General features: G+C 69.0%; 13 protein-coding genes and 1 pseudogene. 5 read left to right on the top strand and 9 right to left on the bottom strand.

Features of this window, described 5'->3' with window-relative positions; genetic code table 11:
• Positions 1-37: 37 nt before the first annotated feature.
• The 9 genes and pseudogenes from ACFU99_RS02950 to rpmH form a co-directional block, all read right to left on the bottom strand.
• Positions 38-655 carry a GNAT family N-acetyltransferase gene (locus tag ACFU99_RS02950; protein WP_384384815.1) on the bottom strand — a complete coding sequence of 206 codons (618 nt, stop codon included), beginning with the start codon at positions 653-655 and terminating at the stop codon, positions 38-40.
• Positions 656-960: 305 nt separating this feature from the next.
• Positions 961-2061 (bottom strand): ParB/RepB/Spo0J family partition protein, encoded by a 1101-nt coding sequence (locus ACFU99_RS02945; RefSeq protein WP_384384812.1) that lies wholly within the window; start codon positions 2059-2061, stop codon positions 961-963.
• Positions 2054-3172: a ParA family protein gene (locus ACFU99_RS02940; RefSeq protein WP_384384821.1), complete on the bottom strand. Its 1119-nt coding sequence runs from the start codon at positions 3170-3172 to the stop codon at positions 2054-2056. The genes ACFU99_RS02945 and ACFU99_RS02940 overlap by 8 nt, the downstream gene beginning before the upstream one ends.
• A 253-nt stretch (positions 3173-3425) precedes the next feature.
• Complete coding sequence (gene rsmG / locus ACFU99_RS02935) at positions 3426-4142, bottom strand: 16S rRNA (guanine(527)-N(7))-methyltransferase RsmG (RefSeq protein WP_384384810.1); 717 nt, start codon at positions 4140-4142, stop codon at positions 3426-3428.
• 121 nt (positions 4143-4263) lie between these two features.
• Complete coding sequence (locus ACFU99_RS02930; RefSeq protein ID WP_384384807.1) at positions 4264-4785, bottom strand: protein jag; 522 nt, start codon at positions 4783-4785, stop codon at positions 4264-4266.
• 12 nt (positions 4786-4797) lie between these two features.
• On the bottom strand, positions 4798-5955 hold the full coding sequence (gene yidC, locus ACFU99_RS02925; protein ID WP_384384804.1) for a membrane protein insertase YidC: 1158 nt from the start codon (positions 5953-5955) through the stop codon (positions 4798-4800).
• Between the two features lie 3 nt (positions 5956-5958).
• Positions 5959-6273 carry a membrane protein insertion efficiency factor YidD gene (gene yidD / locus ACFU99_RS02920; protein ID WP_030882169.1) on the bottom strand — a complete coding sequence of 105 codons (315 nt, stop codon included), beginning with the start codon at positions 6271-6273 and terminating at the stop codon, positions 5959-5961.
• Positions 6274-6335: 62 nt separating this feature from the next.
• Positions 6336-6704: pseudogene (rnpA, locus tag ACFU99_RS02915) on the bottom strand (ribonuclease P protein component); the annotation flags it as partial.
• 18 nt (positions 6705-6722) lie between these two features.
• Entirely contained in the window at positions 6723-6860 is a 138-nt protein-coding gene (rpmH, locus tag ACFU99_RS02910; RefSeq protein ID WP_010985740.1) for a 50S ribosomal protein L34, read from the bottom strand.
• 423 nt (positions 6861-7283) lie between these two features.
• Here rpmH and dnaA point away from each other — a divergent pair, with 423 nt between their 5' ends.
• From dnaA to ACFU99_RS02885, 5 genes are all read left to right on the top strand, one after another.
• Positions 7284-9218, top strand: a complete 1935-nt coding sequence (gene dnaA / locus ACFU99_RS02905) for a chromosomal replication initiator protein DnaA (protein ID WP_384384818.1) — start codon at positions 7284-7286, stop codon at positions 9216-9218.
• Between the two features lie 884 nt (positions 9219-10102).
• Positions 10103-11233 (top strand): DNA polymerase III subunit beta, encoded by a 1131-nt coding sequence (gene dnaN / locus ACFU99_RS02900; RefSeq protein WP_384384799.1) that lies wholly within the window; start codon positions 10103-10105, stop codon positions 11231-11233.
• A 179-nt stretch (positions 11234-11412) separates the two neighbouring features.
• Positions 11413-12291 (top strand): phosphogluconate dehydrogenase (NAD(+)-dependent, decarboxylating), encoded by an 879-nt coding sequence (gnd, locus tag ACFU99_RS02895; protein ID WP_384384796.1) that lies wholly within the window; start codon positions 11413-11415, stop codon positions 12289-12291.
• A gap of 47 nt (positions 12292-12338) precedes the next feature.
• Positions 12339-13499 (top strand): DNA replication/repair protein RecF, encoded by a 1161-nt coding sequence (gene recF / locus ACFU99_RS02890; RefSeq protein ID WP_384384793.1) that lies wholly within the window; start codon positions 12339-12341, stop codon positions 13497-13499.
• A complete protein-coding gene (locus ACFU99_RS02885; RefSeq protein ID WP_384384790.1) occupies positions 13496-14119 on the top strand; it encodes a DUF721 domain-containing protein in 624 nt (207 codons plus the stop codon). The genes recF and ACFU99_RS02885 overlap by 4 nt, the downstream gene beginning before the upstream one ends.
• The last annotated feature ends 190 nt before the right edge of the window (positions 14120-14309 follow it).

Here is a 14309-nt window from a genome sequence, read left to right as displayed (position 1 = left end):
CCTCCGAAGGGCGGGCCCACGCGCATGTGTGCTCGGTCTACAAGGGCCGCAGCGCCGGTTCCTTCTGGACCGCACCGAGCAGCCGGTCCAGAGCCATCTCGACGTCTTCCTTCCAGGAGATCGTCGTCCGCAGCTCCAGCCTCAGCCGCGGGTAACGCGGGTGCGGACGTACGGTCTTGAAGCCGACCGCGAGCAGATGATCGGCAGGCAGCACACAGGCCGGTTCCTTCCAACTCGCGTCGCCGAATGCCTCGATGGCCTTCACGCCGCGCCGGATCAGATCCTTGGCGACGGTCTGCACCATCACCCGGCCCAGCCCCTGGCCCTGGTAGCCCGGCATCAGCCACGCCGTCATGAGCTGCACGGCATCGGCGGACACGGGGCTGGTGGGAAAGGCGGTGGAGCGCGGTACGTAGGCCGGCGGAGCGTAGAGCACAAAGCCCACCGGCACGTCATCGACGTAGACGACCCGCCCGCACGACCCCCACTCCAGGAGGACAGCGGAGATCCACGCTTCCTTCTCCAGTTCCGGACGGCCGGCCTTTACCGCGGCTTCGCCGCTGACGGGATCCAGCTCCCAGAAGACACAGGCGCGACAGCGCTTGGGGAGGTCCGGGAGGTTGTCGAGTGTGAGTGGTACAAGCCGACGCCCCATGAAGCCAGTTCCTCACTTCCGTCGCGTGCCACACCGCGAGCGGCGCTCAGGGCGCTCCGCTCCCTGATGAGGCTGCCGACGAAACCGCCGACCGCCCCCAGGCCCAGTCCTGTCGCCACCAGCCCGGTCCGGCTCACCGATCGCATGGCCCCGCCCCTCCGTGAACTGTGTCCAACGTGGATGTGCCATACCCTTTCGCATCGTATCCGCGCCGCGTGGGGACGGGTAGCGCGACGAGGCAAAGGGCGGCCCGCGTCCCGTTGACCGGCGACACGGACCGCCCTCGGCGGCAAACCCTCGGCTGGCTAGGGCTCTTCCGTCTTCTCCTCGGACAGCTTCTGCTCCAGCACCCGGCCTTCCCCGGGGGCCAGTTCGCCCAGAATCCGTTCCAGATCGTCTATCGAGGCGAACTCAACGACGATCTTTCCCTTCTTCTGCCCCAGGTCCACCTTCACCCGCGTCTCGAAGCGGTCCGACAGCCGTGTGGCCAGATCGGTCAGGGCAGGGGAGACCCGGGCGCCCGCCCGAGGCCCCTTGGCCTTGGTCGAGCTCGACGGCCGCGAGCCCAGGTCCTTCACGATCTCCTCGATCGACCGCACCGAAAGCCCCTCGGCCACGATGCGCTTCGCGAGGCGCTGCTGCTCCTCCGGGTCCTCCACGGACAGCAGCGCCCGAGCGTGTCCCGAGGAGAGCACGCCCGCGGCGACCCGGCTCTGCACGGAGGGCGGCAGCTTCAGCAGCCGCAGCGTGTTGGAGACCTGGGGGCGGGAGCGCCCGATGCGGTCGGCCAGCTCGTCGTGCGTGCAGCTGAAGTCCTTCAGCAACTGGTCGTACGCGGCGGCCTCTTCGAGCGGATTCAGCTGGGCGCGGTGCAGGTTCTCCAGCAGCGCGTCGAGCAGCAGCTTCTCGTCATCGGTGGCTCGGATGATGGCGGGGATCTTCTCCATCCCGGCCTCGCTGCACGCCTTGTACCGGCGCTCGCCCATGATGAGCTCATACTTGCCCGGCGACACCTGCCGGACCACGACCGGCTGGAGCAGCCCCACCTCACGCACGGAGGTGACCAGCTCGGCGAGAGCCTCCTCATTGAAATCACTCCGCGGCTGCCGCGGGTTAGGCGCGATGTCCTCCAACGGCAGCTCGGCGAAGGTCGCTCCCGCGACCTCCCCGGCCGTCGGCGCGGCAGGTGTCTTCTCCACGGGCGGCGGCTCTTCCGTTTCACGTGAAACGCTGCGCTTGGCGAGCTTCGCCACCTTGGCCGCGGCCACGCCCCGCTCCTGCGTCAGGACCGGCACCGCCGACGGTGACGTCGCTCCGGCCCCCACCGCCGGGCTGTCCGACGCCGTCGGCGCCGGCGGGATCAGTGCACCGAGCCCGCGGCCCAGTCCCCTACGTCGATCACTCACTGAACCCCTCCGACACACTGTGCTGTTCTTGCTGATGGTGACGGCCCTTGGCATGGGCCTTACTGCTGTCGTAATAAACGCCGACGCCCCGCAAAGCGATCTCGCGCGCCGCCTCCAGATAGGAGAGCGATCCGCTGGATCCCGGGTCGTAAGTCAATACCGTCTGCCCATAGCTGGGCGCCTCGGAAATGCGCACCGAGCGCGGAATGCTGGTTCGCAGCACCTCATTGCCGAAGTGCGTACGGACCTCGTCCGCCACCTGCGAGGCCAGTCGCGTCCGGCCGTCGTACATGGTGAGCAGAATCGTCGAAACGTGAAGCTTGGGGTTGAGGTGGCCGCGCACCAGGTCGACATTGCGCAGCAGCTGCCCGAGCCCCTCCAGCGCGTAGTACTCGCACTGAATCGGGATGAGCACTTCAGCGCCCGCGACCAGGGCGTTGACGGTCAGCAGCCCGAGGGAGGGCGGGCAGTCGATGAGGATGTAGTCCAGGGGCTGCTCGTACGCCTGGATCGCGCGGTCCAGGCGGCTCTCCCGGGCCACCAGCGAGACCAGTTCGATCTCCGCGCCGGCCAGGTCGATGGTGGCCGGGGCGCAGAAGAGCCCTTCCACGTCGACGACCGGCTGGACTACATCGGACAGCGGCCTGCTGTCGACAAGCACGTCGTAGATGGACGGGACCTCGGCGTGGTGGTCGATCCCCAGGGCAGTGGAGGCGTTGCCCTGCGGGTCGAGGTCGACGACCAGCACCCGAGCGCCGTGAAGCGCGAGGGATGCCGCCAGGTTCACGGTCGTGGTGGTCTTGCCCACCCCGCCCTTCTGGTTGGCAACCACCATGACGCGGGTCTGGTCCGGCCTGGGCAGTGCCTCTCCCGCACGGCCCAGCGCCTCCACCGCCATCTGGGCGGCTCGACCGATGGGGGTGTCATCCATGGGAGGCGGCGTTTCACGTGAAACGTCCTCCCCGTTCGGAGGCCCCGGAACAGCCCCCAGCTCGGACTCAGCAGAACGGGGACCGGGGACCGGGTCGGCCATCGGCCCCGCGATGTTGGCGTCGGACCGCAAGGATTCACTCTCCTCGACATCAGGCTCGCAATGAACAGAGCCTGCCATGCCTTCGGGGTCATGAACCAGCGGGGCCCGCTCTCCTGTGGATGAATGGCTGTCTGTGGACAACTCCATGCCACTAACGGGCCTACGACCACGCGGCGCGGCAGCCGCGCGACCGCGGCTGATGATTCCATGCAGCAAGGAACGTCGTTTCACGTGAAACACGATGCACGGCCGACCGCGCTACACGTCCACGACACTCCGTAATGCGTAGTTTTGGCAGCTTGTATGGAGCATTGCCCCTACGAAACCCGCTTCAGCGACGGCGACGTGACCGGCTGACCCGTGCCGCCTTCGCCCGCTTCGCGGCGAACCTCACGCCGCCGGGGCTCTCCCCGACCTCGGCACGGACCACCGTCGAGAGCGGCTCCACCACGCCCTCGCCCACTTGCAGCACCGAGGTCTTCACCACGCCGAGCTTGCTCAGCGCCGCGCGGGCGCCCTTCAGCTCCTCCTCGGCCGTGTCGCCCTTGAGGGCCAGCATCTCTCCGTACGGTCGCAGCAGCGGAACGCCCCACCCGGCCAGCCGATCCAGCGGAGCCACCGCGCGGGCCGTCACCACATGCACCGGCTGAAGGGTCCCCAGAACCTCCTCCGCGCGCCCTCGCACGACCGTGACATGGTCCAGCCCCAACAGCTCGACGACCTCCTGGAGGAACGTCGTACGGCGCAGCAGGGGCTCCAGGAGGGTGATCTGGAGGTCCTCCCGCACCAGCGCCAGCGGGATGCCCGGCAGCCCCGCGCCGGACCCCACGTCGCACACGGACACGCCGTCGGGGACAGCCTCCGAGAGCACCGCGCAGTTCAGCAGGTGGCGCTCCCACAGCCGGGGGACCTCGCGCGGACCGATCAGCCCCCGTCGCACGCCCGCATCCGCGAGCAGCTCCGCGTACCGGACAGCCTCCGGAAAGCGCTCGCCGAACACCTCGCGCGCCGCTTCCGGCGCCGGGGGAAGCTCTCCTGCCTCCGTCACGGGGGAACCGTCCTTCCGTACCACGTTGTCGATACCACGATGTCGAACGTTGAGTCAGGCTGACAAGATTCGGCCCCGCCTGCGAGCAGACGGGGCCGTGAACACTGTGAGGTCCGGGTCGTCAGGCCGGAAGTACGACCACGCGGCGCTCGGGCTCCTCGCCCTCGGACTCGCTGCGCAGCCCCGCGGCCGCCACCGCGTCATGGACGACCTTCCGCTCGAAGGGCGTCATCGGCTTCAGCTTCACCGGCTCACCGCTGCCCTTCGCCTCCTCGGCCGCCTTGGCGCCCAGCGCCGCCAGCTCCTCGCGCTTGCGCGCACGGAACCCACTGATGTCCAGCATCAACCTGCTGCGGTCGCCGGTCTCACGGTGCACCGCCAGCCGCGTCAGCTCCTGGAGCGCCTCCAGCACCTCGCCGTCACGGCCTACCAGCTTCTGAAGGTCCCGGCTGGTCGAGTCGCTGATGATCGACACGGCGGCCCGGTCGGCCTCCACATCCATGTCGATGTCGCCGTCGAGGTCGGCGATGTCCAGCAGCCCCTCAAGGTAGTCGGCCGCGATCTCGCCTTCCTGCTCAAGGCGGGAGAGGGTGTCGGTTCCCTCGGCGGCGGCCCCAGCCGACTGACGCTGTGTGTCCGTCACTGTGGACTCCTTCTACTTCTTGGACGGGTGCTTGGGACGCTGCGGGCCCTTGCGCTGCCCGGACTTGGCGTTTCGGGAAGAGGAACCGCCGGCCGGCTTGGGCTTGGCGTCCTCCGGCTGCTTCTTGTCCAGCGACGGCTTGGCATCCGCCTTGTCGCCCGTCTTGCCGGCCTTGCTGCGCTCACCCGTCGGCGCGGCGTTCTCGGAACCCGTGGTCTTGGCCGCACCCTGGACGGCGGTACCGGCCTGGCGCTTCGCCTTCGGCTGCCGCTTGGGCTGCTGCCGGTTCGCGCGAGCGGCCTCGACCGCCTTCTTCGCCTCGACCTCCTCCGGGTCCTCCTTCAGCTTGCCCTTCGCCCGCAGCCGCTCCTGGCGCTGCGTGAAGGCGAGGCTGCCGGGGGTCGGGTTGCGGCGGATGACGAACATCTGCTGACCCATGGTCCACACGTTGGTGGTCAGCCAGTAGACGAGAACACCGACGGGGAAGTTGATGCCGAACACGGCGAACATGATCGGGAAGACGTACATCAGCATCTTCTGCTGCTGCATGAACGGCGTCTTCACCGTGAGGTCGACGTTCTTCGTCATCAGCTGGCGCTGCGTGTAAAACTGCGACGCCGACATCATCACGATCATGATGATCGTCACGACACGCACATCGGTCAGCGTGGCGCCGAGCGCCTCGACCTTCGACGCGCTGTCCATGAACTTCACGGACAGCGGGGCGCCGAAGATGTGCGCCTCACGGGCGCTCTCCAGCAGCGGCTTGTCGATGACGCCGACGACCCTGCCCTGCGCGATGTGGTTCAGGACCTGGTACAGCGAGATGAAGAACGGGGACTGCGCCAGAATCGGGAGACAGCTCGAAAGCGGGTTGGTGCCCGACTCCTTGTAGAGCTTCATCATCTCTTCGGACTGGCGCTGCTTGTCGCTCTTGTAGCGCTCCTGGATCGCCTTCATCTTCGGCTGGAGCACCTGCATGTTCCGCGTCGCCTTGATCTGCTTCACAAAAAGCGGGATCAGGCAGATACGGATCAGGACCACCAGCGAGACGATGGACAGACCCCAGGCCCAGCCACTGTTCTTGTCGAAGATCAAGCTGTAGAACGAGTGGAACTGGACGATGATCCAGGAAACTGCTTTATAAAGAGGACCGAGGATCGTGTCCACGAATCAGGCTCCTTGGGCGTTGGGCTGAGTCTCGGGCTGTGCGGCGGGCTCGGCAGAACTCCCGCCCAGGCGGCTCCTCAGCCGCTGATGCCAGACCGGATGCTTCCGGGGAGGTACGTGGTCGACGCCGCCGAGCGACCACGGATTGCAGCGCAGGATGCGCCACGCCGTCAGCACCGTTCCTTTGACCGCGCCGTGCACGTTGATAGCCGTGTAGCCATAGTGCGAGCAGGACGGGTAGTACTTGCAGACCGGCCCGAGGAGAGGGCTGATGGTCCACTGGTACAGCTTGATCAACCAGAGCAGCGGATACTTCACTGTGCGCTCCCTCCCGGGTCTCGGCCGGGGCTCCGGGGGTCGCCTCCCGGGGGATTGCAGCGTCGCGGCGCGCCGTTCATCAGCCGCTGGATCGCGGCGTCGAGATCACGGGCCAGCTGACCATGGTCGGCCTCGCCCGCGCCGGGCAGCGCCCGTACGACAACCAGGCTACCGGCGGGAAAAAACTCCAGCCGGTCGCGCATGAGGTGACGCAGTCTGCGCTTCACCAGGTTGCGTACGACAGCACCGCCCACGGCCTTGCTGACGACGAAACCCGCACGCACCGGAGGAGCTGTCTCCCCAGGTGGGTGCGGGTCCGTTGGACCACTGCGGAAGTGGACGACGAGGAGCGGGCGCCCGGCCCTGCGTCCTCGGCGTACCGCGGTCGCAAAGTCCTCGCGCCGCCTCAGCCGAGACTCGGTAGGCAGCACGTCATGACCTATGCGAGATCAGGCGGAAAGGCTGGCGCGACCCTTGCCACGGCGGGACGCGAGAATCGCGCGGCCGGCACGGGTGCGCATACGCAGCCGGAAGCCGTGGGTCTTCGCGCGGCGGCGGTTGTTCGGCTGGAAGGTGCGCTTGCTCACTCGGGGGCTCCAGAAATGAATCGGGTGATGGCGGGACATCGCCTGGCTGTCACCGTGCGCCCACGAGAAGCTCGCAATACGCCCGAGTGCACCGCTTCAGAACCACGGTCCGGAGACCGTGATCTTTGCCCATCGGAGGCAGGCGGCAGCAGCCATCGACAACTCGACCTGCTCACGGTACGCACGGCTACGCCATCCGGTCAAACCGGCGGCGCACCATGAAGAACAGTAACCCTACGCGAGCCCACCGAGACGCCCGGCCGTCCCCCGTGGCACATTTGTGCACACCCCTGTGGACAACGACTTGAACCCCGCACCTCGGCCTGACTACCTTGGCTGAACTCCGCATCCTTCCCGCCCGTCCCGAGAACCACACATTCGTGGGACACCCGGGTGCCCCCAGTGACTGAGAGAGCGTGCCCTGTGGCCGACCTGCCCGCCGATCTTGCCGCAGTGTGGCCACGCGTACTGGAACAGCTCCTCGGCGAAGGGAGGGGCCAGGGGGTCGAGGCCAAGGACGAGCGCTGGATCACCCGCTGCCAGCCGCTGGCGCTGGTCGCCGACACCGCGCTGCTCGCCGTGCCCAACGAATTCGCCAAGGGCGTACTCGAAGGCCGCCTGGCGCCGATCGTCAGCGAGACCCTCAGCCGCGAGTGCGGCCGCCCCATCCGGATCGCGATCACCGTCGACTCCTCCGCCGGCGAGCCGCCCGCACCCCAGCCCTCGGCCCCCCTGCACCAGCCGCAGCACCAGCAGCACCAGGAACGGCCGCAGCAGCAGCACTACGAGGAACCGCCCCGCGACGCGTACGACGGCTACGACAGCCGCGACGGCTACGGACGCCCGGCCCCCGCCGACGACCAGCTCCCGACGGCGCGCCCCGCGTACCCCGAGTACCAGCAGCGCCCCGACCCCGGCGCCTGGCCGCGCCCGCACGACACCTACGGCTGGCAGCAGCCGCGCCTGGGCGGCTTCCCGGAGAACGACCCGTACGCGCAGCACGGCCAGCACAGTCAGCACGGCCAGCAGCACGCGTCCCAGCAGTACGAGCAGCAATACGAGCAGTCGCCGTACGAGCCCTCCCAGTACGAGCAGGCGCAGTACGAGCACCAGCAGCCGCCCTCGGACTACCGGTCCGCGGCGCCCGAGCGCCTGCCGTACGACCAGCAGCAGCGCCGCGACCTCCACGACGGCCCGCCCGGACGCCTGCGCGGCGGCGGGCAGGGGAACCACGGCGGCGGCAATGGGAGCGCTCTGCCCGCGCCGACCGGCGCGCCCGGCCCGCTCGCGGCGCAGCCGGCTCCGGCGCCCGCCCCCGGCGAGCCCCACGCGCGCCTCAACCCGAAGTACCTCTTCGACACCTTCGTCATCGGTGCGTCCAACCGCTTCGCCCACGCGGCGGCCGTCGCGGTCGCCGAGGCGCCGGCCAAGGCGTACAACCCCCTCTTCATCTACGGGGAGTCGGGGCTCGGCAAGACCCACCTGCTGCACGCCATCGGGCACTACGCGCGGAGCCTCTACCCCGGCACCCGGGTGCGCTATGTGAGCTCGGAGGAATTCACCAACGAGTTCATCAACTCGATCCGCGACGGCAAGGGCGACACGTTCCGCAAGCGCTATCGGGATGTGGACATCCTGCTGGTCGACGACATCCAGTTCCTCGCGAGCAAGGAGTCGACGCAGGAGGAGTTCTTCCACACCTTCAACACGCTGCACAACGCCAACAAGCAGATCGTGCTCTCCTCGGACCGGCCGCCCAAGCAGCTCGTGACCCTGGAGGACCGGCTCCGCAACCGCTTCGAGTGGGGGCTGACCACCGATGTGCAGCCGCCGGAGCTGGAGACGCGGATCGCGATCCTCCGTAAGAAGGCGGTCCAGGAGCAGCTGAACGCGCCCCCCGAGGTGCTGGAGTTCATCGCCTCCCGCATCTCGCGCAACATCCGCGAGCTGGAGGGCGCGCTGATCAGAGTGACGGCGTTCGCGAGCCTGAACCGGCAGCCCGTGGATCTCGGGCTGACCGAGATCGTGCTCAAGGACCTGATCCCCGGCGGCGAGGACGCCTCTCCGGAGATCACCGCGCCCGCCATCATGGCGGCGACCGCGGATTACTTCGGGCACACCGTCGAGGATCTCTGCGGGGCCTCGCGCAGCCGGGTGCTGGTCACCGCGCGCCAGATCGCGATGTATCTGTGCCGGGAGCTCACGGATCTGTCGCTGCCGAAGATCGGCGCGCAGTTCGGCAACCGGGACCATACGACGGTGATGCACGCGGACCGCAAGATCCGGGCGCTGATGGCCGAGCGTCGGTCCATCTACAACCAGGTGACCGAGCTGACGAACCGCATCAAGAACAGCTGACCCGCAAGCGCTCAGGCGCTCCAGGAGCACTCCTGGAGCGCCTTTTCGTCGTTCCAGAGGCTTTCCAGAGGCTCGTTCCAGAGGCTGTGGAGGGGCGGCGAGAGCCGCCGGAGGGGCCGCACAGGTTGTGTACGGGCACCGGGGCTGTTCGATTCCGGGTCGGCCGGGTCCGCTTCTCCACAGATGAGGGGACAATCCCCCGTCCACACCCTGGGGACCGCGAAGTTGTCCAGACTGCGTCCACAAGGCCTGCCGCTGATGCAGTATCAGGGGAGGTCAGAGGCTTGGGGATTTGTGGCTAACACTCATCCACAGGGTGTGGATGAAGGATGGGCGCACAAGAGGGCCGGTTCGTCGTCCACCGGCCGCCCACAGGGACGCCCGTCTTGTGCACAGCCTTTCCACACGTCTGTCCACTGTTCGGCAACGCGACACCCGAGGTCACCGTGGCGAGTGAAAGGCGTCACACCAAGGAGGTTGGTTGGGCTGTGGGGAACGTGGGTATTTCTGGGGACGGCGCTGGGGAGAAGTACCCCCTCCCTGTGCATCGGGTGTGCAGAACTTTCGGCAGTCCACAGAGACACCGGTTTATCCACGGGTTCCACCCACAGGACCAGTGGACAAAAAACGCTCTCTGACCTGCGTAAAACGGGTTTTCCACGGTTTCCACAGGACCTACTACTACGACCACTTAGATGTAGCTGGGAACTCGCTTGGAAGTGGGGCCTGTGCACAACTCGGCTCCGGGCCGCCCGACACCTCCCGCCCCGACTTGACCCCGAGCCGCACCGACTGTCGGTGCCGTGCGTCAGACTGGTCTCCGGCAAATCAGCCGACGACGAAAGCCAGCAGGGCGAGCCAGCAACAGCAGGAGGCGGTTTCCGGTGAAGATCCGGGTGGAGCGCGATGTACTCGCGGAGGCAGTGGCCTGGGCGGCCAAGAGCCTCCCGGCCCGTCCGCCGGTGCCCGTCCTCGCGGGCCTGCTGCTGAAGGCCGAAGAGGGCGCACTGAGCCTGTCGGGCTTCGACTACGAGGTCTCGGCCCGCGTCTCCGTCGAGGCGGACGTGGAAGAGGGCGGCACGGTTCTCGTCTCCGGCAGGCTGCTGGCCGACATCTGCCGGGCGCTGCCCAACCGCCCCGTGGAGATTTCCACCGACGGTGTACGCGTGACCGTCGTCTGCGGCTCGTCCCGGTTCACACTCCACACACTCCCTGTGGAGGAGTACCCGGCGCTGCCGCAGATGCCGACCGCCACCGGCACCGTCCCCGGTGAGGTCTTCGCCGCGGCCGCCGCCCAGGTCGCCATCGCCGCCGGCCGCGACGACACGCTGCCCGTGCTGACCGGTGTGCGGATCGAGATCGAGGGCGACACCGTCACCCTGGCCTCCACCGACCGCTACCGCTTCGCCGTCCGCGAGTTCATGTGGAAGCCGGCGACCCCGGACATCTCCGCGGTCGCCCTGGTGCCCGCCAAGACGCTCCTGGACACGGCCAAGTCGCTCAGCGGCGGCGACACGGTGTCGCTGGCGCTGTCCGGCTCGGGGGCCGGCGAGGGGCTGATCGGCTTCGAGGGCGCCGGCCGCCGTACGACGACCCGGCTGCTTGAGGGCGACCTGCCGAAGTACCGCACGCTCTTCCCGACGGAGTTCAACTCCATCGCCGTGATCGAGACCGCGCCGTTCGTCGAGGCCGTCAAGCGTGTGGCGCTGGTGGCCGAGCGGAACACCCCGGTGCGCCTCAGCTTCGAGCAGGGCGTGCTGATCCTGGAGGCGGGCTCCAGCGACGACGCACAGGCTGTGGAGCGCGTCGACGCCCAGCTCGACGGCGACGACATCTCGATCGCCTTCAACCCGGGCTTCCTGCTGGAGGGCCTGTCGGCGATCGACTCGCCCGTCGCCCAGCTCTCCTTCACGACCTCCACGAAGCCTGCGCTGCTCAGCGGCCGGCCCGCCGTGGACGCCGAGGCGGACGAGGCGTACAAGTACCTGATCATGCCGGTGCGGCTGTCCGGCTGACGCCCGCGACAACGGGTGGGCGGGTCGGAGACGGGGGCATCGCCCCTGCTCCGGCCCCCTCCGGCCGCCCCCGCCGCGGTCGGCCGATGAGCGGCTGAGCCCACAGGTGTGCACGCACCCACGGGCGTAGGCTCGGCCTCAGGTACGAATCGCAACGACTACGGCATAGAGGATCACTGATGGAGCTCGGTCTCGTCGGTCTCGGCAAGATGGGCGGCAACATGCGCGAGCGCATCCGCCGCGCAGGCCACACCGTCATCGGATACGACCGCAATCCGGACCTCGCGGATGTCCAGAGCCTCAATGAGCTCGTGGACTCGCTCAAGGGTCCGCGCGTGGTGTGGGTCATGGTCCCCGCGGGCGCGGCGACCCAGTCCACCGTCGACGAGCTCTCCGAGCTGCTCTCGCCCGGCGATGTGCTCGTGGACGGCGGCAATTCCCGCTGGACGGACGACGAGAAGCACGCGGAGGAGCTGGCGGCCAAGGGCATCGGCTTCGTCGACTGCGGCGTCTCGGGCGGCGTCTGGGGGCTGGAGAACGGCTACGCGCTGATGTACGGCGGCGCCGCCGAGGATGTCGCGAAGGTGCAGCCGATCTTCGACGCGCTCAAGCCGGAGGGCGAGTTCGGCTCGGTCCACGCGGGCAAGGTCGGGGCCGGGCACTTCGCCAAGATGGTCCACAACGGCATCGAGTACGCGATGATGCAGGCGTACGCCGAGGGCTGGGAGCTCCTGGAGAAGGTCGACTCCGTCACCGACGTCCGCGAGGTCTTCCGCAGCTGGCAGGAGGGCACGGTCATCCGTTCCTGGCTGCTCGACCTGGCCGTCAACGCGCTCGACGACGACGAGCACCTGGAGAAGCTGCGCGGGTTCGCGGCGGACTCGGGCGAGGGCCGCTGGACGGTGGAGGCCGCGATCGACAACGCGGTGCCGCTGCCGGCGATCACGGCGTCGCTGTTCGCGCGGTTCGCGTCCCGGCAGGACGACTCCCCGCAGATGAAGATGATCGCCGCGCTGCGCAACCAGTTCGGTGGCCACGCCGTCGAGAACAAGAAGTAAGCAGCTCAGCTCCGCAGTAGGCAGCCGGGGGAGGTCGGCGCGCACCCATGCACGTATCGCATTTGTCGCTGGCCGACTTCCGCTCGTACGCCCGGGTCGAGGTTCCGCTCGATCCGGGCGTGACGGCTTTCGTGGGGCCCAATGGGCAGGGGAAGACCAATCTCGTCGAGGCGGTCGGCTATCTGGCGACGCTCGGCAGCCACCGGGTCTCCTCCGACGCGCCGCTGGTGCGGATGGGGGCGGAGCGGGCGATCGTCCGGGCCCAGGTGGTGCAGGGTGAGCGGCAGCAGCTGGTCGAGCTGGAGCTGAATCCGGGGCGCGCGAACCGTGCCCGTATCAACCGGTCGTCGCAGGTCAGGCCGCGGGATGTGCTGGGCATCGTGCGTACGGTGCTGTTCGCGCCGGAGGATCTGGCGCTGGTCAAGGGCGATCCGGGTGAGCGGCGCCGCTTCCTGGACGAGCTGATCACGGCCCGGTCGCCGCGGATGGCGGGGGTGCGTTCGGACTACGACCGGGTGCTCAAGCAGCGCAATACGCTGCTGAAGACCGCGGCGATGGCGCGGCGGCACGGCGGGCGGCAGCTGGATCTTTCGACGCTGGACGTGTGGGACCAGCATCTGGCGCGGGCGGCGGCGGAGCTGCTGGCGGCGCGGCTGGACCTGGTGGCGACGTTGCGGCCGCTGGCGGACAAGGCGTACGAGCAACTGGCGCCGGGCGGTGGTCCGGTGGGGCTGGGGTACCGCGGTTCGGTGGGCGAGGCGCTTCCCGAGACGCCTGCCGGGGCTCCTGGCGAGGCGGGCGTGCCGGGCCGGGAGGAGCTGTTCCAGCTGCTGCTCGCGGCGCTGGAGGGGGCGCGCAAGCAGGAGATCGAGCGCGGGGTGACGCTGGTGGGCCCGCACCGGGACGATCTGCTGCTGAATCTGGGCCGGCTGCCCGCGAAGGGGTACGCGAGCCACGGCGAGTCCTGGTCGTACGCGCTGGCGCTGCGGCTGGCCTCGTACGAACTGCTGCGGGCCGAGGGCGGCGAGCCGGTGCTGGTGCTGGACGACGTCTTCGCGGAGCTGGACGTGCGCCGGCGGGAGCGGCTGGCGGAGCTGGTCGCGCCGGGCGAGCAGGTGCTGGTGACGGCGGCGGTGGGCGACGATGTGCCGGGTGTGCTGACGGGGGCGCGGTTCGCGGTGTCGGAGGGCGTGGTCGAGCGCGTATGAGCGAGCAGCCGCGGGGGTCCTCTTCGCAGCCCCGTACGCCGTCCCAGCCCCGTACGCCGTCGGGCTCGTCGTCCCCCTCCTCGGGTCAGCCGTCGGCCGGCGGGCAGTCTTCAGGAGCGCCGGAGCCGTCCGGGGTGGATCTGGCGCGGGTGGCGCTGCGCGCGGCGAAGGAGCAGGCGCGGGCGCGGGGCGACGCGGTGCAGCAGAAGCGGCAGGCCCGGCGTGGGGGCGTGCGCTCCGGCGCGCGTGCGGACGGCCGTGATCCGCTGCCGCTGGGCGCGGCGATCAACCGTCTGATCACTGAGCGTGGCTGGGAGGCGCCGGCCGCGGTGGGCGGTGTGATGGGGCGCTGGTCGCAGATGGTGGGTCCGGAGGTGGCGCAGCACTGCGAGCCGCAGCGGTACGACGAGGATGCGCGGGTGCTGACGGTGCTGTGCGACTCGACCGCCTGGGCGACTCAACTCCGTTTGCTGGCACCGCAGTTGGTGGCCCGGCTGAACGCCGATCTGGGGCAGGGCACGGTCCGGATGATCAAGGTGTCGGGGCCCGGCGGCCCTGGTCGGCGGTATGGGCCGCTGCGGGCGCCGGGGAGCCGCGGTCCGGGCGATACGTACGGGTGAGGCCGGGGCGGGGGCTGAGACTCCGCTCACGGTAGCGGGCGGTTGACAGCTCAAAGCGCTGAGTGCCGCTGTGAGCCGCTTGAGGGCCTGGGTCACATATAGGGAGTCGGCGGTTGGCGGCTCAGGGCGGCACATGAGGACTCAGGTACCGCCAAACCCCCATTCATGTCAGCGCTACCGGTAGACTGGT

Origin of the sequence: Streptomyces sp. NPDC057654, from assembly GCF_042800135.1 — a bacterium.
In the GTDB taxonomy this organism is placed as follows: domain Bacteria; phylum Actinomycetota; class Actinomycetes; order Streptomycetales; family Streptomycetaceae; genus Streptomyces.
This window is presented reverse-complemented; position numbering and strand designations above follow the sequence as displayed.